Here is a 23,003-nt window from a genome sequence, read left to right on the forward strand (position 1 = left end):
CGGATGGCCCGCGCCGCCGGTACTCGGGACGGTGGCCGTCCGCCAGTCTCTGCATGACTGTAGTGGCGGTCACAGCGGGGTGAGGAGCGAGTCAGCGATGACATCAGTGGTGTCGGAGTCCATCGACGGCATTCGGGACGTCCTGTCCCGGGCGGGTGAGAGCATCGTCATCGGTGGCAAGCCTGGCCCGTCGGCATCCGGCGAGCTGATCGACACCCACGACCCCGCCACCGGAGAGGCCATCGCGTCGATCGCCGCAGGGGGCGCCGCTGACGTCGACCGCGCGGTGTCCGCCGCCACCCGGGCTCTGGGGTCCTGGCAGGACCTCAGCGCCGCGGCCCGTGCGCGCATCCTCTACGACATCGCTGCACTGATCGAGGACCACGCCGAGGAGCTCGCCACGCTCGAGACCCTCGACAACGGCAAGCCGCTTACCGAGTCGATGTTCCTCGACGTGGGGATCGCTGCGGAGATCTGGCGCTACTACGCGGGGTGGTGCACCAAGATCGGCGGCCAGACCCTGCCGGTGTCACCGCCCGTCGGTACGTCCTTCGCCTACACCCGGCGCGAGCCGCTGGGCGTCGTCGGCCTGATCGTGCCGTGGAACTTTCCGCTCCTCATCGCGTCGTGGAAGCTGGCGCCGGCATTGGCCGCCGGGAACACCGTGGTGCTCAAACCTTCCGAGCTCACCTCGCTGTCGGCGTTGCGCCTGGTGGAGCTCGTGAACGAGGCCGGGATCCCGCCCGGTGTGGTCAATCTCGTGACGGGCTACGGCCACGAGGCCGGTCAGGCCATGATCGAGCACTCGGGGATTGCGAAGATCTCCTTCACCGGTTCCACTGCGACCGGGCAGCGGATCGTCACAGCCAGCGCCGCGAGTCTGAAGAAGCTGACGCTCGAGCTGGGCGGCAAGTCAGCCAACATCGTTTTCCCGGACGCCGACCTCGCGGGGGCGGCCGAGGGCGCGCTCACCGGCATCTTCCTCAATCAGGGTCAGGTCTGCTGCGCGGGGTCCCGGCTGTTCGTGCACCGCAGCGTGCACGACGAGATGCTCGCCGTGCTCGAGTCGGCGGCACGTGATATCCAGCTCGGACACGGTCTGGCCGACGGCACTGAGATGGGCCCGCTGATCTCGCCGGTGCAGCGCGACCGGGTGGAGGGCTACCTGCGGTCCGGCACCGAGCAGGGCGCGACCCTGGTCTGCGGCGGGCAGCGCCCCCACGGCGACCTCGCCGCCGGAAACTTCCTCACCCCGGCTGTCTTCAGCGAGGTACGCGACGACATGCGCATCGCCCGCGAGGAGATATTCGGGCCGGTGCTGTCGGTGTTCGCGTTCGACGACGAGGCAGAGGTGCTGCGGCGCGCGAACGACAGCGAGTTCGGCCTCGCCGCCGGGCTGTGGACCGGCGACGTCAAACGCGCCCACCGTGTCGCCCACCAGCTGCAGGCGGGCACCGTGTGGATCAACCAGTACAACATGCTCGACCCGGCGGCGCCGTTCGGTGGCTACAAAGCCTCGGGTTATGGCCGCGACCTCGGCGAGGAGTCGCTGCTCGGCTTCACCCAGACCAAGTCGGTGTGGGTCAGTCTCGACTGACTGCTCTCACCCGGCACGGATGTCCCACCACTGAAGGAGAATGCACATGGGCGTGTTCAAGGACGAGACCGAGGTCTACACCTACCTCGGCGGCATCTTCGAGGTCGCGACGAAGAAGGAGGGCCTGGCCGACAAGCTCGCCGGCTCGGGCGTGGTCCTGCGCATCCACTACACCGACCCAGATGCCACCGTCACGGTTGACATGGCAGAGAAGACGGTCGTGACCGGAGCGGGCAGCACCGCCGAGCCCAACGTGGAACTGTTCATGACTGCCGACACGGGCAACAAGTTCTGGCTCGGGAAGGTCAATCTCTCGGTCGCGATGGCGCGTGGCACCGTGCGGGCCAAGGGCCCGGTGCCGAAGCTGCTCAAGCTCATCCCGACGGCAAAGGTCCTATTCCCCGAGTACGAGAAGATGCTGACCGAGGCCGGCCGCGTTGACCTCGTCAACGCCTGACGGGTCCCGGCGTCACGAGAGGAGCGATCGTGAAGAGCACCATGCAGGACTTCCCGCTGACCGTCGCGTCCGTGCTGCGGCATGCGGCCTCGGTCCACGGCGACCGGCAGGTGATCACCGCGGTGACGCCCGGCTCGTCACGCCGGAGTACCTACGCCGAGCTGGGGGAGCGGTCCGCGCAACTGGCCAACGCGCTGCGAGACCTCGGGATCACGGGTGACGAGCGGGTTGCAACGTTCCAGTGGAGCAACCAGGAGCACCTCGAGGCCTACGCGGCGGTGCCCTCTATGGGTGCGGTGCTGCACACGCTGAACCTGCGCCTCCCTCCCCACCAGCTGTCCTACATCGCGGGCCACGCCGAGGACCGGGTCGTCATCGTCGACGACACTCTCGTACCACTGCTCGCCCGCGCGCTGCCGGAGATGGGCACGGTCCACACCGTGCTCGTCGCCGGCAGCGGCGACACCTCCGTGTTGGAGGGACACGGGAAAGAGGTGCTGCGCTACGATGAGGTGCTCGCCGCGCAGGCCCCGACCTTCGATTGGCCGGTGGTCGACGAAACCAGCGCAGCAGCGATGTGCTACACGAGCGGCACGACCGGCAACCCGAAGGGGGTCGTCTACAGTCATCGCTCCATGTGGCTGCACTCCCAGGCGGCCTGTACGCACAATGCCCTCGGCATCGCCTACGACGACACAGTCCTCGCGATCGTGCCGATGTTCCACGCCAATGCCTGGGGGCTGCCCTATGCCGCGATGATGGCCGGGGCGCAGCTGTTGCTGCCCGGGCCGTTCCTGCAAGCGGCACCGCTGGTCGCGATGATCGAGGCCGAGCGGCCGACGATGTCGGGTGCGGTGCCGACGATCTGGAACGACATCCTCAACTACGTCCGGGACAACCCGGGTCACGACCTGAGCTCGCTGAAGATGGTGGCCTGCGGCGGGTCCGCGGTGCCGCGATCGCTGATGACGGCGTTCGACGAACTCGGCATCCGCATCGTGCAGGCGTGGGGAATGACCGAGACCTCGCCGCTCGCCGCGGTGGCACTCGCCCCGGCCGGGTTGTCCGCTGAGGAGGCCATGCGCCTGCGCGGGACCCAGGGGCGAGTCGTCGCCGGTGTGGAAGCCCGCATCGTCGACGACACCGGCTTGGTGATGCCGCACGACGGCAAGTCCGTCGGTGAGCTCGAAGTGCGTGGACCGTGGGTCACCGCGAGCTACTACGGCGGGGAGGACTCGGAGAAGTTCCACGACGGGTGGCTGCGCACCGGTGATGTCGGGTTGATCGATCCGGCCCAGTTCATCACACTCACCGATCGAGCCAAGGACGTCATCAAGTCCGGTGGTGAGTGGATCTCGTCCGTGGAGCTGGAGAACGAGCTGATCGGCCACCCCGATGTCCTGCAGGCTGCAGTCATCGGGGTTCCGGACGAGAAGTGGCAGGAGCGCCCGCTGGCCGCGGTCGTGCGCAAGCCGGGCGCTGCGGCGACGCCGGACGAGCTCCGCGAGTTCCTGAGCGACAGGGTGGCGAAGTGGTGGCTGCCCGACAGCTGGTCGTTCATCGACGCGGTGCCGCTCACCGGCACCGGCAAGTTCGACAAGAAGGTCCTCCGCCAACAGTATGCGGACGGTGAGTTGACGGTCGAGAACTCCTCCCGGGCCTGAGTGGTCGCATCCTCTGCTCCGGTCGGCCGTTGGACCGACCGGGAGCCTCTCGTACCGGAAGGCTCTGTCCGGGCGTCGGTGATGCGACGCCGACGACAGGAGGGCACCGATGCCCCGCGTTCCGCACACCGATCAACCGACCGCTGACCCGACGGGGCCGCCTAGAACGGCCGCGGACGAGGGCGGTCGTCCGCGGAACCCGACCGATCTCCTGCGGGTGCGCATCGGGTGCGTTTTGATAGTGGTGGTGCTGGTGGTCCTCGGCGCGGTGTGGTGGCAGTCCACGGAGCTCCCCTCGGGCGCCGCCTTCCGGGCGAACGGCGAGGTCACGACGATCGATCAGCTCGACGACCGGATCGCGACACTGCACGCGCTCTACGGACTGTCACCACCGGCGGATCCGGCCCAGGCGGACGCGTTCCGGCGTGAGGTGGCCAAGTCGGTGGCCGTCAGTGACGTCCTGGACCGTGCGGTGTCGGACGAGCAGATCACCGTGCCGCAACAGGAGGTCGACCAGGCGACCAGCGCGTACGTGGCCCGCTTCTTCGGTGTTGGTGGCACCGACACCTTCGTTGAGGCCCTCGCGGCCGCGGGCACGTCGATTGACGCCGTGCAGGACGAGATCCGCAGGCAACTCGCGGTCACCGAGCTGATGTCGAAGGTGGTCGGCACCCCTTCTGTCAGCGACGAGGATCTGCGGGTGGCCTTCGACCAGCGCCGCAGCTCGCTCGGCACCCCCGAGAAGCGGAGCCTGCGCAACATCGTGCTGATCGATCGGCCGTCCGCGCTGGCGGCCCTGGACCGGTTGAAAGCGGGCGAGCCGTTCGAGAAAGTCGCCTCCACGAGCAGCCTCGACGCCGTGACCCGGAGCAGGGGTGGCTGGCTGGGCGAGGTCACGAGGACCGATCTGGAGAGCCCGGTCGCCGCCGCCGCTTTCGCCGTCGGCGTCGGCGTCGGCCAGCTCTACGGACCGGTGAACGGGTCTCGTGGCTGGAACGTCGGTCGGGTGGAGGCGATCGTCGCTCCGGCCCCGCTGACCTTCGAGCAGGCGGCTCCGGCCCTACGCCGGCGATTACAGGCCGAGCGCACGCTGCCCGCCTGGCAGGACTGGCTGCAGCGCCGGATGCGGGACGCACATGTCGAGTACTCCGACGCCTACCGCCCAGCGGACCCGGACCCCCTTCCCACGGATGGAACACCGGCACTCCCGCATGGCTAGGTTCACTCCTCCTCAGGCCCAGAGCATCGGCAGTGCGAGACGGGCGACGAGGCCACCCCCGGGACGGGGCGCCAGTGTCAACGTGCCCCCCATCGCCGTCGTCAGCTGTTCGACGATCCAGAGGCCCAGACCGGTGGTGCCCTTCCTGTCGCCGAGGCTGGTGTACTTGCTGGTGACGACGCCCAGCTGGTCGGCAGGCAGCCCCGGGCCTCTGTCACGGACCTCGACGACGAGGTCGCTGCCCTCGCGGGCCATGGCGATCTCGACGGGTTCGGGCTTGCTCACCCGGCCGGCGTTCTCGGTAAGGTTCACAAGTACCCTCCGCAGGCGCTGCGGGTCACAGATGACCGATGAACCGGCGGGCCGCACGGACACGGACCGGCGGGCCGGGTCGACGCCCGCGCCGTCGAAGACCTCGGCCGCGAGATCCGCCAACCGGACCGTCCGCGCCCGGACCCGGCCGACCGGACTCCCGTCGGTGATCGCCACGTCGGCGAGGCCGTCCAGCATGTCCTCCAGATGCTGCGCATGCGCCGAGATCAGGGCGAGGGATGCCGGCGCAACCGGCTGAGCGCCGTTGCTGCGGGTCGCATCCCGGGCGAGCGCCGACATCGAGACAACAGGTGTCCGGAACTCGTGGAGAATCACGCGCAATCCGTCCAGTCTCGCCTGCTGAGACTCTAGGACCCGTGCGCGCAGGTCGCGCTCCTCGGCGAGTGCCGCCCGCTCGGCGATCGCCTCCGCCCGTGACTCGGCGGTCAGCTCGTAGCCGCGGCGCAACCGGCGGGTGAAGACGCCGACGAGAGCAGCAGTGGCGAGCAGGTACAGCATCCACCAGAGCCCGGTCAGGATCCTGCGTTCGATCCCGGCGCCGGAGGCGACGAGTAGCCCGGCCACGGTGAAGCCCGCGCCGAGCGCCACAGCTACCCCCGCACCCCACCGGGACTCGGCCCGAAGGCTCGCCGCGATGACCACGATCGGCAGCACCGCGACAGCGAGGCTCTGCGACCCGCCAGTGAGCCCACAGGCGATCAGCGCAAGTACCGAGTCAGTCCCGCTGACGAGCCAGGTCGGCGGCGCCGGCAGCCCGATCAGGCGGGCGACCAATAGGACTCCTGCGTAGGCGGCGGCAACCCCCATCAAGGGTCCGATCGCGCGGAAGCCGGCCCGTTCCGTGTCGTCGAGAAGAAACACCAGCACGAGCAGGGAGAGCACGACGGCCACCCTGATGCCGAGTACGAGCAGGTCGTCGGGACGTCCACGCGCACCCGACTTCCGGTCGTCATCAGGGTGCCCGGTGGTGGACGGGAAGGACATGGCAGAACTGTAGGGGGTCGGGCGCGGGAGGCGCGCGGTCCACGAGTGCCGACCACGGCCCGATCCTGGCCCCGGCGGGCCATCGATGGCGCGCGTAGCCCGCTGACGACTCCCTCCAGGATTGTGACTATCTGCATAGAACATCTCGACGGTGAGGAGTTGTGCCGATGAAGACCAAGGCCGCTTTGCTCTGGGGTCTCGGGCAGAAATGGGAGGTCGAAGAGATCGACCTGGATCCTCCCGGCCACGGCGAAGTCCTCGTCAAGCTGACGGCCAGCGGGCTCTGTCACTCCGACGAGCACCTGGTCACCGGCGATCTGCCGATCCCGCTGCCGGTCGTTGGCGGGCACGAAGGTGCGGGCACCATCGTGGAGATCGGAGAGGGCGTCGACGATCTCGAGATCGACGATCCGGTCGTGCTGACCTTCCTGCCGTCGTGCGGGCGGTGTTCGTACTGCGCGCGCGGTATCACCAACCTCTGCGACCTCGGCGCCGCGCTGATGATGGGCCCGCAGCTCGACGGCACCTATCGGTTCCACGCCCGGGGCGAGGACGTCGGGCAGATGTGCCTGCTCGGCACATTCTCCGAGTACACGGTTGTGCCGGTGGCGTCGGTCGTGAAGGTCGACAAGGGAACGGCGCTCGACAAGGCTGCGCTGATCGGATGCGGGGTCACCACCGGCTACGGAAGTGCGGTGCGCTCCGCCGAGGTCAAGGCCGGCGACACGGTCGTCGTGCTGGGTGCAGGCGGCATCGGGATGAACGCCATCCAGGGCGCTCGCATCGCTGGTGCGCGCTACATCGTGGCCGTCGACCCGGTCGAGTATAAGCGCAAACGCGCTCGCGAGTTCGGCGCCACCCACGTCGCGCCGTCGGCCGACGCCGCCTGGAAGGTCGTGAGCGAGCTGACCCGCGGCCAGCTTGCCGACTCCTGCATCATGACGACGGACGTGGCCGAGGGTGCCTACACGGGATCTGCGCTCGCTCTGGTCGGCAAGCGCGGCAAAGTGATCATCACCGCGATCGGGCATCCCGAGGAAACCACGATCACGGCGTCCCTGCTGGAGATGACGCTCTACGAGAAGCAGATCCGCGGGGCCCTTTACGGCTCGTCCAATGCCCAGCACGACGTCCCACGGCTGCTGGAGCTCTACAACACCGGTCAGCTCAAGCTCGACGAGCTGATCACCCGCGAGTACCGGCTCGAGGACATCAACGATGGCTACGAGGACATGCGCGAGGGTCGCAACATCCGAGGCCTCATCCGCTACTGACACCGGCAAGAGGCAGAACACCACCACGACCGTAGGAGAACCGGACCATGCCTATCGATCGCATCATCGAGCACAACAAGCGCACCGGCTGGGGAAGCCTGACCGAGACGGGGCTCCGCATGGAGTCGTTCCCTATGCGCCTCTTCCGCAAGGGCAACAAGAAGTTCTGGAACCCAGAGGACATTGATTTCTCCCAGGACGCCGCCGACTTCGCCGCGATGACCGATGACGAGAAGCGGATGACACTGGTGCTCGCCTCCCAGTTCATGGCCGGTGAGGAGTCGGTGACCCAGGACCTCCAACCCTTCTGCCACGCGATGGCTGCTGAGGGGCGGCTGTCGGATGAGGCCTACCTCACCCAGTTCATCTTCGAGGAGGCCAAGCACATGCAGGGTTTCCGGCTCTGGTTCAACGCGATCGGCGAGACCGGTGACCTGCACAGCCACGTGGAGTACGGCTCGGCCTACGACGTGATCTTCAAGCAGGAGTTGCCGAAGTCTCTGTTCGCCCTGCAGGACGACCCCAGCCCGGCCAACCAGATCCGGGCCTCCGTCACCTACAACCACGTGGTGGAGGGGACGCTGGCACTGACCGGCTACTTCGCCTGGGCAAGGGTCTGTGCCAGCCGTAACATCCTGCCGGGCATGCAGCGACTGGTGAAGCTCATCGGTGACGACGAGCGCCGCCACATGGCCTGGGGCACGTTCACCTGCCGGCGCCACGTCGCGGCCGACGACAAGAACTGGGAGGTGGTCGACGAGCGGATGCAGGAACTGCTGCCAGCATCCCTTCAGCTGATCGTAGGCCTGTTCGACGAGTACGAGAAGGAGGGCGTCCCCGTTCCGTTCGGCATCTCGATCGACGAGATGAGCGACTACGCGCTGGACAAAGTGAACCGGCGGATGGAGTCCATCGAGAGCGCCCGCGGACAGGACGTGTACTCCATCGACGAGGACTACTCGCCGATGGAGATGGAGGATCGGTTCGGCGACGAGGACGACAAGCAGATCAGGGAGGCCCTGGTCGGCGCGAGCGCCTGATCCCGACAGACCTACCCGCGGGTGGTAGGCGCCCACCAGCGCCTGCCACCCGCTTCCAACCGAGGAGTGCTTGTGGCTTTCGTGATCGGTGGTTCCTGCGTCGACGTCAAGGACAAGTCGTGCATCGAGGAGTGCCCGGTCGACTGCATCTACGAGGGCGGACGGATGATGTACATCCACCCTACGGAGTGCATCGACTGCGCGGCCTGCGAGCCGGTGTGCCCGGTTGAGGCGATCGTGTCCGCCCAGCAGGCCACCGAGCCGTGGAGGCTGTTCCAGGCGTCGGCGAAGGCGATGTTCGACGAGGTCGGGTCACCTGGCGGATCGTCCAACATCGACCACCCGTTGACCGACACCGACTTCGTAGCCGGTTTCGAAAAGGACGACGACTGACCTCCACGAAGGAGAGCGTGTCATGCCCGATGACATCGATGTCGACCTGCTGCTGATCGGCGCCGGCCCGGCTGGCCTCTACGGTGCGTACTACGCGGGCTTCCGTGGGCTGCGGGTAGCGGTGCTCGATGCCCAGCCGCAGCTCGGAGGGCAGGTCAGCGCGATCTACCCGGAGAAGAACATCTACGACGTGGCCGGGCTGCCCGCCATACAGGGACAGACGCTGATCGAGAGCCTCGCCAGTCAGGCGGCGCAGTTCGATCCGGTCTACCTCCTGGGCGAGCAGGCTCAGGAGCTGCGGCGACGCGATGCCGGGTGGACCGTCGTCACCGCCGTCGGACGCTCCATCCACGCCGCGGCGATCGTGATCACCAGCGGAGTCGGGGCCGTCACCCCGAGACAGTTGCCCTGCTCGGCGGAGCAGTACCTCGACAAGGGCCTTCGCTACTTTGTCCCGAAGCTGGACGTCCTTGACGGCAAGGATGTCGTGATCGTCGGCGGGGGTGACTCCGCAGTCGACTGGGCGCTCGCCGCACTGCCGAGGTCGACATCGGTCACCCTTGTGCATCGCAGACAGGAGTTCCGGGCCCACGAGCACTCCGTCCGCCGACTCCGAGCCAGTTCCTGCCGGCTCGTGCTGGACGCCACCGTCACCGCGGTGCGGGGCAACGGCGTGGTCGACGGGTTGGAGGTGCTGGCCAAGGGCGCTGATCCAGAGGTGCTGCCGGCTCAGGTCATCGTGGCCGCCCTCGGCTTCCTGATGAACCTCGGGCCGATCAAGGACTGGGGTCTGGATCTCGACGGACGGTCGATCAGGGTCGACTCCAGCATGCGTACCAACCTGCCCGGTGTCTTCGCGGCCGGCGACGTCACCGCCTACCCGGGCAAGGTCAAGCTCATCGCGGTGGGTTTCGGGGAGGTGGCCACGGCGGTGAACAATGCTGCGGTGGAGATCAACCCCACGTCCTCCCTCGCGCCGGGGCACTCCAGCGACGCCGTTCCCCTTCCGATCTAACCTCGGGCTTTCGTCAAGGTTGATCTTGTAGGCGACAGTCGGCCCCGAAATCCGCGAAAGGTGACATATGGCGGGACCCCCTTGGCGCGAGAGTCGGACGGGTGCAGCACCAGGGCACAGTCTTCAGAGATCTCACCGGTCGTCGTGGGCGAGCGCGGCTTGGTCGACCGGGCGGTGATGCCGTTCTCCCGACAGATCCGCTCGAACAGCACCTCGGCCGATCGGCAGGGCCCCGGCGTTGTGATCATTTGCCCGATTTGATCGTTTAGGTTAGATGCCGTAGACGGCGAAGACGGTGTCGTGGTCGTGCAGGGTCGCGGCGGGCGTGGGCGATGTTGGCGCGCCCCGCCAGCCGGAAGGTGTTGATCGTCAGGTTCCTGAAGCCGGCGAGGGCGCGGGGGGCTGTGCCGGTCCTGACCTGTGATTTGTCCTCGCCGAAGGTGACATCACGAGTCCAATGCAGACGGTTCTCCACCGTCCAGTGTTGACGCTGATAGTGGTTGAGTTGCGCGGGGCCGGCGAGCCCGGCCGGGAGGCTGGTGATCCCGTGGATGATCTCCTTGGTGTCCCAGACGCCGTCGAGCCCGCCGACGTCGCGGCGCAGGCGGAAGACCTGCCGGGCCCCCGGGAACAGGGTGTCGTCGGCGTCGGTGGTGCGGATCTGGCGGCGTTCGACGCGGCCGTGGCCACGATCGTTCTCGACTGCGCTGGTCGCGGCCCAGTCCGTATCGGGCCCGGTCAGCACAGCGCGGGCCGCGGCGCGGGTGAGCGGCTGGTTGCCCTTCAGAATGAGCAGGTAGTGGGCGTGCAGGTCGTCGGTGATCAGGCGGGCGGACTTCTTCGTGGTGTGCAACGCATCCAGGGTGAAGACCATCCCGGCGGTGTCCAACCCGGCGAGCAGCGCCTCGACCTGACCGGCCTCGCCCTTCTTGTCCGGGATCTGACGCTGGGCCAGGACCACCCCGCTGGCGTGGGAGATCGCACCGAGCAGGAACGCGCGCCCGCCGGTGCCGGTGCGGGCCCCACGCAGGGCCTTGCCGTCCACCGCTATGGCGGGCAGCAACCCCAGCGGGACCGAATGGTCGATCGCACGCTGCGCCGCGCGGCGCTGCTCACGTTCAGGCGGGCCCTCCGCGGCGGGCAGCACCGGGGCCGCAGCCACCCCGCGGACCACGTCGGCCGCGACCCCGCAGGTCTCCCGGTCCAGGCCCGCACCATCCAGACCGCCCAACACCCGGCGGAACGTGCGTTCACTGGGCACCACGTACCGGCCACGCCACGGGTCCTGACGCGCTCCCAGCCGAGCCAGCACCTCCTGTGAGGCCCCTGCCGACCACTGCCAGATCGCCGCCACCGAGTCGTTGCCCACGACCAGCGTCGCGCACGCCGCCAACGCCAAGATCACTACCAGGTCATGGCGCCGCCCGCGCCGATTCCGCCGATCAACCACCCTCGACAACCGCGTGACCAGCGACGACATCGGAACCGCCGGGCCGGCCCCGACCTGACCATCCTCCCTTGCCAGCTCACCCAACTGGCCGAGGACAGGACTGATCGACGAAGATGACGACACGGGCGCGGCTCCTGAGACGAACTTTCGGCATTGACACCTGAAAGATCATCAGGAGCCGCGCTCACCTCGACACCCGGGCCCACCCTCAGCCCAGGACCGGACATATCACTCAAAGATCAACAACGCCGGGGCCCTGGGCCGATCGGGGCTTTGTGAATCGGCTGGTGAACTGCTTCCCGTTGTCGGTCAGTACCTCCGACGGGAGCCCGTGATCGGCCATTGCCGCGGCGAACACGTCGCAGACCGCTCTCCCGTTGGGCACCGCCACCGCTGCGGCGATCACCCCGTAGCGGGAGTGATCGTCAATGCCGGTGACCATCTTGCATTCTCGCCCTTCCGCTCTCTGCCACAGGTGCATCGGCGCTTCATCTTGCCAACGTGGGTCTTCCACCGGTACCCCGACTGCCGTGACGGCCCCGTAGCGGGCGGGCGGCGGCCCGGTTGCCGGGCGGTGCAGGCCGAGTAGGATGTCGGTCCGCTGACCGGGGCGGGTGATCTGGTGCGAGATGGGCGACGCGCGACGCTTCGCTCGTTCCCGCGACACCGTCCGCCACGCCGGATCGACATCACCAGCTACTCCTCGGGCAACACGCGCTCGCCCGGGCACCTGTCGAAACAGGGCTCGCCGCTGTTGCGGCAGGCGCTGTGCATGAGGCGGGGCGCTACCGTGATGTTCACCGGCAGTGACCCTGTCATCCGTTTCGGCTGGTGAGGGCGGGCCCTCATGTGAACGCCCGTTAACCCAGTCGGGTCTCTCCGCGAAGTTCGACGTATCCAACCTCGGCCCCGCGCGTTGTGCTGAGCATCACGGTCACGGTGGACCGGCTGAGACTTAGGACAGGACCTTGACATCGGCGACGAGGCAGTTCCCCGGCCGGGCCGCGCTGCAGGAGATCGGGCAGCTGTTCGCCCTCGGTGCAGCGGTGTTCCGGATGCTGTTCAAGCCCCCGTTCCAGACCAAGGAGTTCATCCAGCAGTCGTGGTTCGTCGCGAGCGTGACGATGCTTCCCGCGGCGCTGGTGTCGATCCCGTTCGGCGCCGTCATCGCGCTGCAGCTCGCGTCGCTGACCGAGCAGCTCGGTGCCCAGTCGTTCACCGGTTCGGCGGGCGTGCTCGCGATCGTGCAGCAGGCCGCACCGGTCGTCACCTCGCTGCTGATCGCCGGGGCCGGCGGCTCGGCGATCTGCGCCGATCTCGGCTCACGGACCATCCGCGAGGAGATCGCGGCGATGGAGGTGCTCGGCATCTCCCCGATCCAGCGGCTCGTCGTGCCCCGGGTGCTCGCCGCCACCCTCGTCGCGGTCGTGCTCTCGGCCATGGTCAGCGTGGTCGGGGTACTGGGCGGCTACTTCTTCAACGTCGTGCTGCAGGGCGGGACGCCGGGGGCGTACATCGCCTCGTTCTCCGCCCTGGCGCAGCTGTCCGACCTCGGGGTCGGCGAGCTCAAGGCGGCGATCTTCGGGATCATCGCCGGCGTCGTGGCCTCCTACCGGGGCCTGAACACCCCACCGGGGCCCAAGGGGGTCGGGGACGCGGTGAACCAGTCCGTGGTCATCTCGTTCCTGCTGCTGTTCCTGTTCAACCTGGTGATCACCGCGATCTACCTGCAGGTCGTTCCGGCGAAGGGTTCGTGATGGTGACCGAGCGCGACAACATCAGGTCCCTGATCGACCCACGGCTGCTCCGGGCGGCCGGCGCCCCCGGCCGGGCGCTCGACCGCATGGGCACCCAGCTGCTCTTCTACGTCAAGGCGCTGGGCTGGATGCCGCGCAGCGTGCAGCGTTACAAGCGCGAGATCGTGCGGCTGCTCGCCGAGGTGAGCTTCGGCTCCGGTGCGCTCGCCGTGATCGGCGGCACGGTCGGTGTGATCACCGCGATGTGCTTCTTCACCGGCAGCGTGGTGGGCCTGCAGGGCTTCGCCGCGCTCAACCAGATCGGAGCCGCCGCCCTCACCGGCTTCATCACCGCCTACTTCAACACCCGCGAAATCGCCCCGCTAGTCTCCGGGATCGCGCTCTCGGCCACCGTGGGCTGCGGGTTCACCGCACAACTGGGTGCGATGCGGATCTCCGAGGAGATCGACGCGCTCGAGGTGATGGCCGTGCCCAGCCTGCCGTTCCTGATCACCACCCGGATCATCGCGGGCCTGATCGCCGTGGTCCCGCTCTACGTGATCGGGTTGGTCGCGTCCTACGGCTCGTCGCAGATCGTGACCACACTGTTCTACCAGCAGTCGGCCGGTACCTACGACCACTACTTCAACCTCTTCCTGCCACCGGAGGACGTGCTCTGGTCGTTCGGCAAGGTGCTGATCTTCGCAGTCGTCGTGGTCATGCTGCACTGCGCCGCCGGGTACAACGCGCAGGGCGGCCCGGCGGGCGTCGGGGTGGCGGTGGGTCAGGCGGTCCGCGCCTCGCTGGTGTCGGTCACCGTGCTGGACCTGCTGCTGAGCCTGGCCATCTGGGGCTCCACCACGACCGTGCGGATCGCGGGATGAGCGGGACGCCACACGGACTCCGGGTGCGCCTGATGGGCATGCTGTTCGTGGCCCTCGTGGTCGGGAGCGTCGCGCTGACCGTCGCGCTGTACCAGAAGCGGTTCACCGCCACCGTCCCGGTCACGCTGCAGCTCACCTCGTTGCCGGACCAGTTCGCCACGGCCGCCGACGTCAAGCTCAACGGCATGATCGTCGGGTCGGTGGATTCGATCAGCTACCAGGGCGGCCTGGTCGACGTCCAGCTGGCCATGCAGCCCGACTCGATCAAGGAGATCCCGGGCAACGTCTCGGCCCAGCTGATCCCGAAGACCCTGTTCGGGCCGCGCTACGTCGCGCTGCAGCCGGGGCCGAGCACCACGACGCCGCTGCGGGCCGGCTCTGTCATTGGGGTCGACCGGTCCTCGAGCGCCATCGAGTTCCAGCGGGTCCTCGACGGACTGCTGCCGCTGCTGCGGCAGGTGCGGCCGCAGGACCTGTCGATGACCCTCAATGCGGTCTCCAGCGCGCTGTCCGGCCACGGCAGGAGCCTCGGACAGACCGCGGTCCTGCTGCAGCGGTATGTGGCGGACCTGAACACGGCGCTCCCCGACATCAAGTCCGACATCAGCGGCCTGGCCGACGTCGCCGACACCTACTCGACCGCGGCGCCCGACCTCATCAACGCCGCCGACGACCTGACGGTGACCAGCCAGACGGTGGCCCAGCTGCGAGACCAGCTCGCCGGCATGTACCCGCTGGTCAGCCACGCCTCCAGCGACCTAACCAGCTTCCTGTCGCTCAACCAGGACAACATCGTCGACCTCGCCTCCGCGGCCAACCCGACGCTCGGGCTGCTCGCGCGGTACTCACCGGAGTTCCCGTGCACCTTCGCCAACTTCGCGGTGATGGACGAACGGCTGAGCAGACTCTGGGGCGCGGGTCGGGCGCACCCCGGGCTCTACCTCGACCTCGAGGTCGGCGGCAGCCGCGGGAAGTACCTCCCCGGTCAGGACGAGGCGAAATACCAAGACGACCGCGGCCCGCGCTGTGCGCCGCCGCCGCCTGCCGACGTCAACGCGTCGCAGTACGCCGGCGGCGAGCACCCCGAGTACTCGACCCCCGGCGGCCCCGTCAAGGACGGGTCCAACCACCCGCTGCCCGAGCGCTACCAGAGCGAGCGGGATCCGCTGGCCAACACCCTGAGAGGCGGACGATGAGGATCGACCTGCGCGGCGTGGTGTCGCCGCTGGTCAAGATGATCGTGTTCATCGCGGTCACGGCCGTCGCAACCACCGGGCTGGCCCTGGTGATCACGAACTACAGCGGCGGCGACCGGTCGTCCTACCTCGCCCGGTTCGCCGACGCCACCGGCTTGAACGAGGGCGACGACGTGCGGATCGCCGGTGTCCGGGTGGGCACCGTCGAAAGCATCAGAGTGGTGGACCAGGACGTCGCCGAGGTCGCGTTCAGCGTCCTGACCGACCGCCGGCTGCCGGCCGACGCCACCATGGCGATCCGGTACCGCAACCTGGTTGGGCAGCGCTACGTCGCCATCTCGCCGGGGGCGCCGACCACGGCCCCGCCCCTGGAGCCCGGAGCGGTGATCCCGATGTCGCGGACCACCGGGCCGCTGAACCTCACCGCGTTGCTCAACGGGTTCCGGCCGCTGTTCCAGGCGCTGTCGCCCGACGACGTCAACCAGCTCTCCTACGAGATCATCCAGGTGCTCCAGGGGGAGGGCGGGACGATCCGCAGCCTGCTGTCGCGGGTGTCGAGCCTCACCGGGACCCTCGCCGACCGCGACAAGGTGATCGGCGAGGTGATCACGAATCTCGACCAGGTCATGAAAACGGTCGCCGACCACGACACGGAACTCGGGGACGTGCTCACCCAGCTCCAGCAGCTGGTGAGCGGCCTGGCCCAGGACCGGCAGCCGATCGGGGACGCGATCGCCGCACTGGGCGAGCTGACCGACACCACCGCGGGACTGCTCGCGGAGTCCCGGCCCGCGCTCAAGGACGACATCGGCTCGCTGGGCACGCTGTCCGCGCGACTTGCCGACCAGCAGCACCTCGTCGACTCCGCGCTGCACAACCTGCCGATCAAGGCGGACAAGATGGTGCGCGCGTTCAGCCAGGGCGGCAGCTTCTTCTCGCTGTACCTGTGCTCGGTCTCCGCCCAGGTCGGCTGGTCGGCCATGGGGGTCAAGCCGGTACAGCTCACCGACATCTACCCGAACGCCACCGTGCTGGCGCCGCAGCCGAGGTGCTCCGAACAATGAGATCCCTGACCGAGGGCAACAAGGTGCCGGCCGCGATCATCGGACTGGTCGTCATCGTGGGGCTGGCGCTGGGCTCCTTCTTCATCGACGACCTGCCGGTCGTCGGCTCCGGCCCGAGCTATCACGCCGATTTCTCCGAGGCGGCCGGGCTGCGCAGCGACGACGAGGTCCGGGTGGCCGGGGTCAAGGTCGGCCGGATCAGGTCGATCGCGCTGTCGTCCGACCGCGTGGACGTCACCTTCACCGCGGACGGGGCGTGGGTCGGCGACCGCAGCTCGGCCTCGATCGAGGTCAAGGACCTGCTGGGGCAGAAGTATCTCTCCATTCAGCCGGCCGGTCAGGCACCGCTCGTCCCGGGTGCCACCATCCCGCTGGACCGGACCAGATCCCCCTACGACGTGGTGCAGGCGCTCAGCGGCCTCCAGCAGACGGTCGGGCAGCTGAACACCGACCAGCTCGCGGCGAGCATGCGCACGATCTCCGAGACGTTCGCGGATTCGCCCTCTCAGGTGAAGGGTGCGCTGGACGGTCTCTCCCGGTTGTCCACGACCATCTCCAGCCGCGACGACCAGCTGAGCAGCCTGCTGGCCAACACACACGACGTCACCGGCGTCCTGGCTGACCGCAGCCAGACCTTCGCGAAGCTGCTCGTCGACGGCAACCTGCTGCTCGGTGAGCTCCGCAAGCGCGAGGACGCGATCGACCAGTTCCTGGACGGCGCCCGCCGGATGTCCGAACAGTTCAAGGGACTGGTCGCCGACAACCAGCAGCAGATCGGCCCGGCGCTGGCCCAGCTCGACCGGGTCACCACGATCCTGCAGAACAACCGCGACAACCTCAACCTCGGCATCCAGCGGCTGGCCCCGGTGATCCGGGTCGGCGCCAACATCGTCGGCAACGGCCGCTGGTTCGAGGCCTACTTCTGCAACATCGTGCCGCCGTCGGTCGGCCCGATCAACTCCGCGGGGTGCACGCTGTGACCACCTTCGTCTCTCTCCTCGGCAAACGGTCGAGGACCGTCGCACTGATCGCCGTCGCCGTGGTGGCGGCAGCCACCGTCGCCGTCGTGCTGGGCGGCTCGGGCGGCATGACCGTCACGGCGTACTTCACCTCCACGGTCGGCCTCTACCCGGGCTCGGACGTCCGCATGCTGGGGGTGCCCGTCGGGTCGGTCTCGACGGTGACCCCCCAGGGCGCACAGGTGCAGGTGGTGCTGCACGTCGACAAGGGCTGGGACGTACCGGCCGACGCGAAGGCCGCGGTCGTCATCCCGACCCTGGTGGCAGATCGCTACGTGCAGCTCGCCCCAGTGTACACGGGCGGCCCGAAGATGGCGGACGGCGCAGTGATCCCGATCGCCCGCACCGCCGTACCTGTCGAGCTCGACGACATCGCCGACTCGGCCGACAAGCTCGCCACCAGCCTGGGGCCCGACGGCGCCAATAAGGACGGCGCGCTCTCGGACCTGCTGAAGGTCGGCGCGCAGAACCTCGACGGCAACGGCGCCGCCCTGAACCAGACGATCACCCAGCTGGCCGGCGCCACCCGCACGCTCGACGGGTCCAAGGACGACCTGTTCGGCAGCGTGGAGAACCTCCAGAAGTTCACCAGCACGCTCAGGGGCAGTGACGGCGACGTGCGCCAGTTCACCGACCAGATCGCCGACGTGAGCCGGTTCCTCTCCGACGACCGCCCGAAGCTCGACGCGGCGCTGAAGGAGGGCGCGACGGCGTTGGGGACGCTGGCGGACTTCGTCCGCGATAACCGCGGTGCTCTCCACACCGACGTCGGGAAGCTGACATCGGTCACGCAGGTGCTCGTCCAGCAGCGCGACGCGATCGCCTCGCTGCTCGACGTCGGGCCGATGGCCTTCAACAACCTGCTCAACACCTACGACCCGTCGAGCGGCACCCTGCACGCCCGGCTCGACGTCAACGAACTGTCTTACCCGCCGCTGTTGACCGCGTGCGACGTGGCCGACCGGCTGATCCCGAACCCGTCGACCAAGGGCATGGAGCAGGTCGAGAACCTCTGCCGACCCGTGCAGAAGCTGATCGACGGCACCGTGAAGCTCCCGACCGGCAATGAGGTCCTCACGGCGGTGCACTCCGGGGACCTCTCGAAGCTCCCGCTGTCGCTGTTCCCGCAGCCGGGCGGGGACGAGTCCAGCCTCTACCAGCCGAACAAGGGGAACTGATGAACCGCCTCCGACGGATGCTGGTGGCGGTTCCCGTGGTCGCCCTCCTCGCCGGCTGCAGCGCGGGCAGCGTCTACGACCTCCCGCTGCCCGGTGGGGCCGACCTGGGCAGCGACCCCTACACGGTAACCGTCCAGTTCCAGGACGTGCTGGACCTCGTGCCCAAGTCGATGGTCAAGGTCGACGGGGTCGAGGTCGGCCAGGTCGATGCGGTGAACCTCTCCGACACCGGCTGGCTCGCCGACGTGGTGATCAAGCTGCCCAAGGACGTGACGATCGCGAAGGACGCCACGTTCACGCTGCAGCAGACCAGCCTGCTCGGCGAGAAGTACATCTCGATCAACCAGCCCACAGAAGGCAGCAAGGCGAACGCACTGGCCGCCGACTCGGTGGTGCCGGTCGCCCGCACCGACCGCGGGGTCGAGGTCGAGGAGGTGCTCGGCGCGCTCTCGGCCGTGCTGAACGGCGGCAGCCTGGAGCAGATCCGGACCATCTCCCGCGAGGTCAACGCAGCCCTGGCTGGCAACGAGACGCAGGTCCGTGGCCTGCTCGACGACGTCAACACGTTCGTCGGCGGGCTGGACGAGCAGAAGTCGGAGATCGTCCGCGCGCTGGACTCGCTCGACCGGCTCAGCGGGCAGCTGCGCGGTCGTACCGCGCAGATCTCCGACATCCTGGAGAACATCGGCCCCGGGCTGCAGGTGCTGGAGTCGCAGCGCACGGAGCTGGTCGGCATGCTGTCGTCGCTCAACCGGCTCAGCGACGTCGGCGTCAGTGTGATCAACCGGAGCCAGGCCGACCTCGTCGGCGACCTGCGGCGGCTCAGCCCGACACTCAACGAGCTCTCCGCCTCGGCCACCGACATCGCGAAGAGCCTGTCGGTCCTGCCCACCTACCCGTTCGAGGACAACTTCATCAAGGCGGAGCAGGGCAGCTATGTCGACGGCTACATCCGGGTCACCGCCGACCTCACCGACATCCTCGGCAACTTCGGGCGCAGCCAGCAGCCCGTGATCGACCCTGGGCTGCTGGGCGGTCCGCAGGCCGCGGGCGTGCCGCAGCCCGCCCCAGCCTCGCCCGGCACGATCCCTCTGTTGCCCGTGCCGGCTCTACCCGGAACCGGGGGTGCCGCTCCCGGCGGTGCGGCTGGCACCGACGGCGGTGCACGTGGGCTCGTCGGCACGCTGCTCGGGGGGAACTGATGCTGACCAGAACCGTGAAGCTGCAGGTCGCAGCGTTCATCCTGATCGCGGTGCTCGGGGTCGGCTACACCGGAATCCGCTACGCCGACCTCGGCCGCTACGTCGGCTTCGGCGGATACGAGGTGTCGGTCGACCTCGCCCAGTCCGGCGGGATCTTCGAGAACGCCGAGGTGACCTACCGCGGCACACCCGTCGGGCGCGTGGAACGGATCGAGCTGCGGCCCGGAGGGGTCCGGGCCGTGCTCTCGCTCGACCGGACCGGACCCGACATCCCTGCGCAGACCGCGGCCGCCGTCGTCAACCGGTCCGCCGTAGGCGAGCAGTACGTCGACCTGCGGCCCACCAGCGACTCCGGTCCGTACCTGCAACAGGGCTCGGTCATCCCAGCGTCGCGGACGAGTACCCCACTGCCGGTGCAGAAGCTGCTCACCGACGCCGACTCGCTGGTGCGCTCCGTCCCGCTCGACGACCTGAGCACCGTGGTCCGGGAGCTCGGCGTCGCCTTCGACGGGACCGCTCCCGCCCTGCGCACGCTCGTCACCGACGGCCAAGACCTCACCCAGGCCGCGATCGACGCGAAGGACCCCACCCTGACCCTGATCAGGGACGCGCGAACCGTGCTCCAGACGCAGAACGACAAGGCCCCGCAGATCCGGTCGTTCAGCTCGGACCTGCGGCTCGTGGCCGCGCAGCTCAAAAAGTCCGACCCGGACATCCGCGGACTCGTGCAGACGCTTCCGCAGCTGGCCGGCCAGGTCGACGGCGTGCTCACCGACACCGGCTCACAGGCCGAGAGCCTGATCGCTGACCTGCTCACCACCTCGAAGCTGGTGGAGCCCCGCCAGGACGGCATCCGCCAGCTGCTGGTCACGCTGCCGATCGTGTCGGCGGTCAGCTTCAGCGTCGTACCGCAGGACGGCATCGGCAACATTCAGCTCGACGTGAACCTGGCCGACCCGCCGATCTGCACCAAGGGATACGAGGGCACCGTGCGACAGGCAGGCTCCGATACGACCAACGACACGCCCACCAACTATGCAGCCCGCTGCACCGACAGGTCCCCCCAGTCCGTCGGTGTCCGCGGCGACGGCAACGCTCCCGACTACGGGCCGGCCCCCGAACCGTCCGTGCCCGGCGGCTTCCGGCCGTCCGGGGCGTCGCTGCCGTCCTCATCCGACCGCGGCACACCCGGTCTCGCCGGATCGCCCGGAATGCAGGGGCCGCCGATGACGGTCTCCGGACCGCTGGAGGAGTACCGATGACACTCACCGACGAAGCGCCCCCGACGGTCGCGGAGCCGACCACGGCGTCGCCGTGGCCTCGCCGGATCGCCGGTGCTGCGCTGGTGTTCGCGCTGTGCGGCATCCTGTGCGCGGCCGCGTTCGGGACAGTGCTCGCGCTCGCGGCCACCTCGGACCAGGCATCCCTGGCCCGTGCCCGTGATGCGGTGCAGCAGGCTGCGCAGGACGCCGCCGGCGTGCTCAACACGCTGTCACCCCAGGACGCCGACGCCGGCCTGGACAGGTGGGAGCAGGTCGCCACCGGCCCGCTGCTGGCCGAGCTGCAGCGCAGCCGCCCGGCGTTCGTGTCGACCATCAAACAGGCCCAGCGCAGCACGGCGGCCAAGCCCGTCTACGCGGCCGTCGAGTCGCTCGACCCCGGCGCCGGCACGGCGAGCGTCCTGGTGTCCACCGACATCACCACCACCCCCCGGACCGGCGAACCGGTGACGAACCGGCAGCGCCTGGAGATCGTCATGACCAAGACCGACCAGGGCTGGAAGGCCAGCGGTGTGCGCGTGGTCGGAGTCGGCCAGTGAACCGGCCGAGCGGCCGGACGCCTTCCGGGCAGGTCGTCGACAAGCCCGACGACGTCACCGACGACGTCACCGACGAGGAGATCGTCACGCAGGCCTGGGGCATCATCGACACCGACGAACCCGCAACCGCCACGCATGCGCTCGACGACCGTACGACGACGGCTGCCCCGTCGACGACGCCCGACACGCCGGCAGGGGTCCGGCCCGCCCGATGGACGCGGATGAGGTCATCCCTGGCCGGTCCGCTCCGCGCGTTGCTGGAGCGGCCGGTCCGGACAGCGGCCGTGGCGGTCGTCGTCGGGTTGCTCGCCGTGGCCGGCGCGGTCGGCATGCAGGTCGAGGCGGGAAGTCTGACCGGCCCGGCGTCGAACACCGCCCTGACCGACCCCCAGGCCACCGGCCAGGTGATCTCCGAGATCAACGCCGCCGTGCAGCGCACCTACGGGTACTCCTACGACGCACTCGACGCCGACGAGCGGGCCGCGCAGGACGTCGTGACCGGCACGTTCGCCGACCGCTACCGACAGGAGTTCGCCACCGTCCGGAACCTGGCGCCGCAGCAGCGGGCGGTGGTCACGGCGACGGTGCTCTCCTCCGCGGTCCGCGAACTGGACGGCGACCACGCCGAGGTGCTGGTCTTCGTCGACCAGAAGATCACCAACACACAGGTCCCGAACGGGGCCGGCAACGGCGCCCGGCTCGTCGTCACCGCCCAGAAGGTAGACGGGCACTGGCGCATCGCTGACGCGTCCAACCAGTAGAGCCGTGTCGGGCCCGGTGGCGGGAGTCTGCGTCCCTTCCGCCACCGACGTCACGGCCCGGTGAGGAACGTGGTGGTGAGGGCGTCTAACTCGGCCTGGTGTTCGAGCTGGGCCCAGTGCCCGCACCGGGGGAAGACGTGCAGGCGGGCGTCGGGCATGAAGAACGCTCCGTCGAGGGGCAGGACGCGGTCGTCGCGGCCCCAGGTCAGCAGGGTCTTGTGCGGGATCCGGTGCACGTCGCGCCAGAGTTCCTCCGGGACACCGGTGCCGGCGACGCCGAAGGTCTTGAACAGGCGGGTGACGTAGTCGACGGCGTCAGGTGCCGTGGCGGCGGCGTAGCGCTGCTCGAGCAGGCCGGGTGGAACGTCGTGGGGCGCGTAGGTCATGACCTCGATGAGGTGTTGCATCTTCTCGATGCTGGGACCCGGCGGGGCGTAGAAGCCGAAGAGGGTCTTGAGGCCCTCGGAGGGTTCGGGACAGAGCACGGGCAGGGTGCCGCCGGCGGGGCCCATGAGCACCATGCGGTCGACGCGGTTGGGGTAGTCGAGGGCGGTGCGCAGCGCAGTACCGCCGCCGAGGGAGTTGCCCAGGAGGTGGACCTGGGGTGTCTCTATGTCGTTGTCAAGCGGCGGCGGGGCTGGTGTCCCGCTCGGTGGGCATGGGCTGCTGGTAGGGCTTGCGGTCGCGGAGCATGGCGTAGATGACGTCGACGCGGCGG

At 68.8% G+C, this 23,003-nt stretch carries 21 protein-coding genes and 1 pseudogene; 18 read left to right on the forward strand and 4 right to left on the reverse strand.

Annotated elements, in window-relative coordinates; translation table 11 throughout:
- The first annotated feature begins 97 nt into the window (after nt 1–97).
- The 4 genes from BGP03_RS09510 (at nt 98) to BGP03_RS09525 (ending at nt 4,937) form a co-directional block, all read left to right on the forward strand.
- Complete coding sequence (locus BGP03_RS09510) at nt 98–1,597, forward strand: aldehyde dehydrogenase family protein (protein ID WP_296368974.1); 1,500 nt, start codon at nt 98–100, stop codon at nt 1,595–1,597.
- Nucleotides 1,598–1,643: 46 nt separating this feature from the next.
- Entirely contained in the window at nt 1,644–2,054 is a 411-nt protein-coding gene (locus BGP03_RS09515) for an SCP2 sterol-binding domain-containing protein (protein WP_296368713.1), read from the forward strand.
- A 29-nt stretch (nt 2,055–2,083) separates the two neighbouring features.
- Nucleotides 2,084–3,718, forward strand: coding sequence for a long-chain fatty acid--CoA ligase (locus tag BGP03_RS09520; RefSeq protein ID WP_296368712.1), 1,635 nt, complete (start codon nt 2,084–2,086; stop codon nt 3,716–3,718).
- Between the two features lie 109 nt (nt 3,719–3,827).
- Nucleotides 3,828–4,937, forward strand: a complete 1,110-nt coding sequence (locus tag BGP03_RS09525; protein ID WP_296368710.1) for a peptidyl-prolyl cis-trans isomerase — start codon at nt 3,828–3,830, stop codon at nt 4,935–4,937.
- Between the two features lie 12 nt (nt 4,938–4,949).
- Here the strand turns inward: BGP03_RS09525 and BGP03_RS09530 are convergent, their stop codons facing one another.
- The gene (locus tag BGP03_RS09530) at nt 4,950–6,152 is read right to left on the reverse strand and encodes a HAMP domain-containing sensor histidine kinase (protein ID WP_296368708.1); all 1,203 of its coding nucleotides are present in this window, start codon (nt 6,150–6,152) and stop codon (nt 4,950–4,952) included.
- A 269-nt stretch (nt 6,153–6,421) separates the two neighbouring features.
- Between BGP03_RS09530 and BGP03_RS09535 the strand changes: the two genes are divergently transcribed.
- From BGP03_RS09535 to BGP03_RS09550, 4 genes are all read left to right on the forward strand, one after another.
- Nucleotides 6,422–7,528: an NDMA-dependent alcohol dehydrogenase gene (locus BGP03_RS09535; RefSeq protein WP_296368707.1), complete on the forward strand. Its 1,107-nt coding sequence runs from the start codon at nt 6,422–6,424 to the stop codon at nt 7,526–7,528.
- Nucleotides 7,529–7,575: 47 nt separating this feature from the next.
- Nucleotides 7,576–8,568: a R2-like ligand-binding oxidase gene (locus tag BGP03_RS09540; RefSeq protein ID WP_296368705.1), complete on the forward strand. Its 993-nt coding sequence runs from the start codon at nt 7,576–7,578 to the stop codon at nt 8,566–8,568.
- 72 nt (nt 8,569–8,640) lie between these two features.
- Nucleotides 8,641–8,961 carry a ferredoxin gene (fdxA, locus tag BGP03_RS09545; RefSeq protein WP_296368703.1) on the forward strand — a complete coding sequence of 107 codons (321 nt, stop codon included), beginning with the start codon at nt 8,641–8,643 and terminating at the stop codon, nt 8,959–8,961.
- 22 nt (nt 8,962–8,983) lie between these two features.
- Nucleotides 8,984–9,976, forward strand: coding sequence for an NAD(P)/FAD-dependent oxidoreductase (locus BGP03_RS09550; RefSeq protein ID WP_296368701.1), 993 nt, complete (start codon nt 8,984–8,986; stop codon nt 9,974–9,976).
- 265 nt (nt 9,977–10,241) lie between these two features.
- Here BGP03_RS09550 and BGP03_RS09555 read toward each other — a convergent pair whose 3' ends face one another.
- Nucleotides 10,242–11,510, reverse strand: a complete 1,269-nt coding sequence (locus tag BGP03_RS09555) for an ISAs1 family transposase (RefSeq protein WP_299736113.1) — start codon at nt 11,508–11,510, stop codon at nt 10,242–10,244.
- A gap of 184 nt (nt 11,511–11,694) precedes the next feature.
- Nucleotides 11,695–11,886, reverse strand: a pseudogene (locus BGP03_RS09560) (IS481 family transposase); the annotation flags it as partial.
- 508 nt (nt 11,887–12,394) lie between these two features.
- Here BGP03_RS09560 and BGP03_RS09565 point away from each other — a divergent pair.
- Genes BGP03_RS09565 through BGP03_RS09610 form a run of 10 tightly spaced genes read left to right on the forward strand, consistent with a single transcriptional unit; the run spans nt 12,395 to nt 22,285 of the window.
- Nucleotides 12,395–13,183, forward strand: a complete 789-nt coding sequence (locus BGP03_RS09565; RefSeq protein WP_296368699.1) for an ABC transporter permease — start codon at nt 12,395–12,397, stop codon at nt 13,181–13,183.
- A complete protein-coding gene (locus tag BGP03_RS09570) occupies nt 13,183–14,046 on the forward strand; it encodes an ABC transporter permease (protein WP_296368971.1) in 864 nt (287 codons plus the stop codon). The genes BGP03_RS09565 and BGP03_RS09570 overlap by 1 nt, the downstream gene beginning before the upstream one ends.
- Nucleotides 14,043–15,242 carry an MCE family protein gene (locus BGP03_RS09575; RefSeq protein ID WP_298800770.1) on the forward strand — a complete coding sequence of 400 codons (1,200 nt, stop codon included), beginning with the start codon at nt 14,043–14,045 and terminating at the stop codon, nt 15,240–15,242. The genes BGP03_RS09570 and BGP03_RS09575 overlap by 4 nt, the downstream gene beginning before the upstream one ends.
- On the forward strand, nt 15,239–16,306 hold the full coding sequence (locus BGP03_RS09580; protein ID WP_296368694.1) for an MCE family protein: 1,068 nt from the start codon (nt 15,239–15,241) through the stop codon (nt 16,304–16,306). The genes BGP03_RS09575 and BGP03_RS09580 overlap by 4 nt, the downstream gene beginning before the upstream one ends.
- Nucleotides 16,303–17,286, forward strand: a complete 984-nt coding sequence (locus BGP03_RS09585) for an MCE family protein (RefSeq protein WP_296368693.1) — start codon at nt 16,303–16,305, stop codon at nt 17,284–17,286. The genes BGP03_RS09580 and BGP03_RS09585 overlap by 4 nt, the downstream gene beginning before the upstream one ends.
- Nucleotides 17,283–18,503 (forward strand): MCE family protein, encoded by a 1,221-nt coding sequence (locus tag BGP03_RS09590; RefSeq protein ID WP_296368691.1) that lies wholly within the window; start codon nt 17,283–17,285, stop codon nt 18,501–18,503. The genes BGP03_RS09585 and BGP03_RS09590 overlap by 4 nt, the downstream gene beginning before the upstream one ends.
- Nucleotides 18,503–19,705 carry an MCE family protein gene (locus BGP03_RS09595; RefSeq protein WP_296368689.1) on the forward strand — a complete coding sequence of 401 codons (1,203 nt, stop codon included), beginning with the start codon at nt 18,503–18,505 and terminating at the stop codon, nt 19,703–19,705. The genes BGP03_RS09590 and BGP03_RS09595 overlap by 1 nt, the downstream gene beginning before the upstream one ends.
- The gene (locus tag BGP03_RS09600) at nt 19,705–20,967 is read left to right on the forward strand and encodes an MlaD family protein (protein WP_296368687.1); all 1,263 of its coding nucleotides are present in this window, start codon (nt 19,705–19,707) and stop codon (nt 20,965–20,967) included. Before BGP03_RS09595 ends, BGP03_RS09600 begins: the two co-directional genes overlap by 1 nt.
- Nucleotides 20,964–21,524, forward strand: a complete 561-nt coding sequence (locus BGP03_RS09605; RefSeq protein ID WP_296368685.1) for a hypothetical protein — start codon at nt 20,964–20,966, stop codon at nt 21,522–21,524. The genes BGP03_RS09600 and BGP03_RS09605 overlap by 4 nt, the downstream gene beginning before the upstream one ends.
- Complete coding sequence (locus tag BGP03_RS09610; protein WP_296368684.1) at nt 21,521–22,285, forward strand: hypothetical protein; 765 nt, start codon at nt 21,521–21,523, stop codon at nt 22,283–22,285. The genes BGP03_RS09605 and BGP03_RS09610 overlap by 4 nt, the downstream gene beginning before the upstream one ends.
- A gap of 50 nt (nt 22,286–22,335) precedes the next feature.
- Here the strand turns inward: BGP03_RS09610 and BGP03_RS09615 are convergent, their stop codons facing one another.
- Nucleotides 22,336–22,899, reverse strand: a complete 564-nt coding sequence (locus BGP03_RS09615) for an alpha/beta fold hydrolase (RefSeq protein WP_299736121.1) — start codon at nt 22,897–22,899, stop codon at nt 22,336–22,338.
- Nucleotides 22,900–23,003: the final 104 nt, after the last annotated feature.

It is taken from the genome of Pseudonocardia sp. 73-21 (genome assembly GCF_001899645.1).
GTDB lineage: Bacteria > Actinomycetota > Actinomycetes > Mycobacteriales > Pseudonocardiaceae > Pseudonocardia.

What these genes read in the sequence shown, in the direction of transcription:
- BGP03_RS09575 (WP_298800770.1), top strand. Translation starts at nt 14,043, where the DNA reads ATGAGCGGGACGCCACACGGACTCCGGGTGCGCCTGATGGGCATGCTG.
- BGP03_RS09540 (WP_296368705.1), top strand. Translation starts at nt 7,576, where the DNA reads ATGCCTATCGATCGCATCATCGAGCACAACAAGCGCACCGGCTGGGGA.
- BGP03_RS09550 (WP_296368701.1), top strand. Translation starts at nt 8,984, where the DNA reads ATGCCCGATGACATCGATGTCGACCTGCTGCTGATCGGCGCCGGCCCG.
- BGP03_RS09515 (WP_296368713.1), top strand. Translation starts at nt 1,644, where the DNA reads ATGGGCGTGTTCAAGGACGAGACCGAGGTCTACACCTACCTCGGCGGC.
- BGP03_RS09600 (WP_296368687.1), top strand. Translation starts at nt 19,705, where the DNA reads ATGCTGACCAGAACCGTGAAGCTGCAGGTCGCAGCGTTCATCCTGATC.
- BGP03_RS09585 (WP_296368693.1), top strand. Translation starts at nt 16,303, where the DNA reads ATGAGATCCCTGACCGAGGGCAACAAGGTGCCGGCCGCGATCATCGGA.
- BGP03_RS09580 (WP_296368694.1), top strand. Translation starts at nt 15,239, where the DNA reads ATGAGGATCGACCTGCGCGGCGTGGTGTCGCCGCTGGTCAAGATGATC.
- BGP03_RS09525 (WP_296368710.1), top strand. Translation starts at nt 3,828, where the DNA reads ATGCCCCGCGTTCCGCACACCGATCAACCGACCGCTGACCCGACGGGG.
- BGP03_RS09570 (WP_296368971.1), top strand. Translation starts at nt 13,183, where the DNA reads ATGGTGACCGAGCGCGACAACATCAGGTCCCTGATCGACCCACGGCTG.
- BGP03_RS09605 (WP_296368685.1), top strand. Translation starts at nt 20,964, where the DNA reads ATGACACTCACCGACGAAGCGCCCCCGACGGTCGCGGAGCCGACCACG.
- BGP03_RS09595 (WP_296368689.1), top strand. Translation starts at nt 18,503, where the DNA reads ATGAACCGCCTCCGACGGATGCTGGTGGCGGTTCCCGTGGTCGCCCTC.
- BGP03_RS09510 (WP_296368974.1), top strand. Translation starts at nt 98, where the DNA reads ATGACATCAGTGGTGTCGGAGTCCATCGACGGCATTCGGGACGTCCTG.
- BGP03_RS09535 (WP_296368707.1), top strand. Translation starts at nt 6,422, where the DNA reads ATGAAGACCAAGGCCGCTTTGCTCTGGGGTCTCGGGCAGAAATGGGAG.